4 protein-coding genes are annotated in these 2,719 nt (G+C 44.3%); 2 read left to right on the forward strand and 2 right to left on the reverse strand.

All coding sequences use genetic code 11. From position 1 onward, the window contains the following. Window positions 1-96 precede the first annotated feature (96 nt). Both ACUVJL_RS36135 and ACUVJL_RS36140 read right to left on the reverse strand, forming a co-directional pair. The gene (locus tag ACUVJL_RS36135) at window positions 97-1,182 is read right to left on the reverse strand and encodes a hypothetical protein (RefSeq protein ID WP_445250220.1); all 1,086 of its coding nucleotides are present in this window, start codon (window positions 1,180-1,182) and stop codon (window positions 97-99) included. Next, window positions 1,179-1,469: an aspartyl-phosphate phosphatase Spo0E family protein gene (locus tag ACUVJL_RS36140; protein ID WP_445250221.1), complete on the reverse strand. Its 291-nt coding sequence runs from the start codon at window positions 1,467-1,469 to the stop codon at window positions 1,179-1,181. Before ACUVJL_RS36140 ends, ACUVJL_RS36135 begins: the two co-directional genes overlap by 4 nt. Before the next feature lie 296 nt (window positions 1,470-1,765). Here ACUVJL_RS36140 and ACUVJL_RS36145 point away from each other — a divergent pair, with 296 nt between their 5' ends. Together ACUVJL_RS36145 and ACUVJL_RS36150 are read left to right on the forward strand one after the other, a co-directional pair. Further along, the gene (locus ACUVJL_RS36145) at window positions 1,766-2,011 is read left to right on the forward strand and encodes a helix-turn-helix domain-containing protein (protein WP_445250222.1); all 246 of its coding nucleotides are present in this window, start codon (window positions 1,766-1,768) and stop codon (window positions 2,009-2,011) included. A gap of 233 nt (window positions 2,012-2,244) precedes the next feature. Then, window positions 2,245-2,589 carry a hypothetical protein gene (locus tag ACUVJL_RS36150; protein ID WP_445250223.1) on the forward strand — a complete coding sequence of 115 codons (345 nt, stop codon included), beginning with the start codon at window positions 2,245-2,247 and terminating at the stop codon, window positions 2,587-2,589. Window positions 2,590-2,719 lie beyond the last annotated feature (130 nt).

The following is a 2,719-nucleotide window of genomic DNA, read 5'->3' on the forward strand; positions in this document are numbered from 1 at the left end:
AGATTGGAGCAAGAATTAAGATTGTAGGTGCACAGTGGAACGAAAAAAATGTGCCTCAAATTTTAAGACTGAGATGTGCATATTTAAATAACGACATCAAGCTCGGTATTTCTGCTTAGTTAAAAAGCGGGATGCTCCCATTTGATCCCACTCTTCTTGATCCCAGCCACCGCCGGGGGAACAACGCCGACAAGCATCAAGAAATAGAGTGTAGGCATCCTCATTGGTTACTTGTCCCAGTCGGCTGAACTCAGATTGAACTCCAATTAAATCCCGTGCCAGTGTTGCCATTGAGGTATTTCTGAGAGTCGCTACTCCATTCAAAAATTCCTTGTTGGGCTTTCCCAGACCGCACTGTAGAGAAATTGGCACCGGCACCGGAACAGTGATGTCTTTATACCGTTGAGATATTTCCTCCGGTGTCGCAGTTAGAGTTGCGGTGGCAGTGCGCCCCGTCGTGGCAGTCGCACTGTCTAAGACAGTAGCGCTGTGGGTGGCAGTGGCAGTAGCAGTGGTAGAAAATTGCAGTAAAGCTTGGTGCTGTTCCTCAAGTTCTCGTTGTTTGCGAGCGAGTAACTCTTGATAGAGAATGAGAAGTCGATCGCGCAAATCACTGTAGCTGTAGCGAGTGCCGGACTCTTCAACAAAATCGGTTTTAACGGGTTCGCGATCTGGCTTAACGTGCCAAGCACCCGCCAGCCGAAAAACACGACTAAGATTTTTGTTGCTCTCGTCTGCTTGCATAATTTCGATCAGAAGCACTTGCAGTTCCCGCCAATGTTCCGGTGCGATCGGCTCATCAAAAAGCCAATACGGTTGCATCGACTTGTCACCGCTAAATATGGTGAAAGTTGGTTCAACAAAACCTACTTCGCTCCATTTTTCAAATTGTTCTGCCAACGGGATATCGTCCCACTCGCAGAAAATACCACAGCACTGCTTAATCTCAGCATCGCTATGTCCGGCTGTACCTGCGCCTGCACCATTAACCACGACATAAACACCGCGCTTGTCTGCTTGATACTGCTCAATCTGTTGCCAGTTAAGCTCAGAACTTTTGCGACCTTTATCCTTTTTCTTGCGTTCATCAGAGCTATGATAGAAAAACCTCAACAAAGCTTCGCCCGGTTGATAGCCCAAGTAATTCAGGTGCTTTTGTGCCAGCTCACGATCTATATTCATTGCTTTCTGACTCCTGATTTTGATTTTGCTGCGACTAAAGTTGGCAATTGTTGGCGCAAACGATAGATTTCCTGATTGACCAATGACCGTTTTTCTTCCAAATCATTGATTTTTTCTCTCAGTCGTGTAATTTTTTGACTTTCATTTGCTTGAATTTCGCTAGCTGGGAAAGTACCTTGGGCTGGATCTGACCAATAGCACTCGGCACACAGCCCATTCGTTAATAAGCCAAAGCGTCGTTTGCCGTCCTTGTGATAGTTCGATCGACACCATCCGTTTTGGGTCATGTTTAAAACTCCGTACTAGATTTTTTAGGGCAGTTTTTCAGGAATCCAATAGCTGAGTTAGATTTTTCTCAACTCCGTATGGAGTTACCGCACTTCCCATTCAAGAAAACTGTGCCTGTATGAAATGTGGCTTTGGGGTGCGTGGTTTTTCGTTACGGATTTTCAACATGGGTGAATTTGTTGAGATGGCTGCGAGAATAGTGCTAGCGATCAAGGCCGGGGCCTAATTCGACCTCGATCGCTAGTTGTTTCTATTTACGGATTGCGTATTGCGCTTATCGTAAATTTATTATACTATGGTAATAGTCGAAAAAAAACAACAGGGAGCTTTAAATCCCGTGGATCTTCGGAAAAAATTGGGTTTAACCCAAAGGCAAGTAGCAGAGCTTCTGGGTATTCGTGAGGCAACTCTTAGTAACTGGGAAACTGGCAAGGTTCCTCACATTCCACCCTCCAAAATCAAGCGGATGATGGAGGTATATCAATGTGATATAGATGTGCTCATAGAGGCTTTTGAGGGTAACAGGCTAGTTTCTCGGTAGTTATTTGGGGAATAAAAATAAATGTAGGTCGGGGTTGAGGAACGAAACCCAACAGCTTTTTTGTGATTTTGGCTGTTGGGTTTCTCTTCGTTCAACCCAGCCTACAACTACAACTGACCTTGATTACGTTATACGTATTGCGGAATCCGCAATAAGTATGCTATGATAAATCTCATAGCTAAGTCGGCACAGCCCAAACCGCTGAGAGTTAGTAGCCTCAAGGAGCCAAAATCATGACCAAACTACCGACAACGTTTCAAGCGCTGGACTTGACAGGATTTGAGTTCGATCGAACTCAACAATACACAGGAATCAACCGAGAAATGATTGATTTTACGTGTGCTGTGCTCAATAAAAATCGTATAGGCATTGTGGTTCGGAGTGTGGGTGCAGCGCTCAAGGAAATTTACGGAATCGGAGGGAGCACCGATATTATCTGCAAATTGCTGAAAGAATGGCGTACAGATAATCTGTCGCTGATGAAGCAAGGAAAATCAGAGAAGGATTTAGCAACAGCACTTTTAGAGGCTGCGGACGATGGTTTGCTGGAGGACTCCGAAATACCTGAAGATAAGTAGCTAGACAAAATTAATTACATAGTTTTCTCCAAATTCTTTCAGGATTTTTTCCACAGAGGTAACAAAAGTTCCCCAACTCTTGTAAGCAGATATCTCAATCCATTCATACTTAATAAACCGCCATAAAATT

It is taken from the genome of Microcoleus sp. OTE_8_concoct_300 (assembly GCF_031383065.1).
Lineage (GTDB): Bacteria > Cyanobacteriota > Cyanobacteriia > Cyanobacteriales > Microcoleaceae > Microcoleus.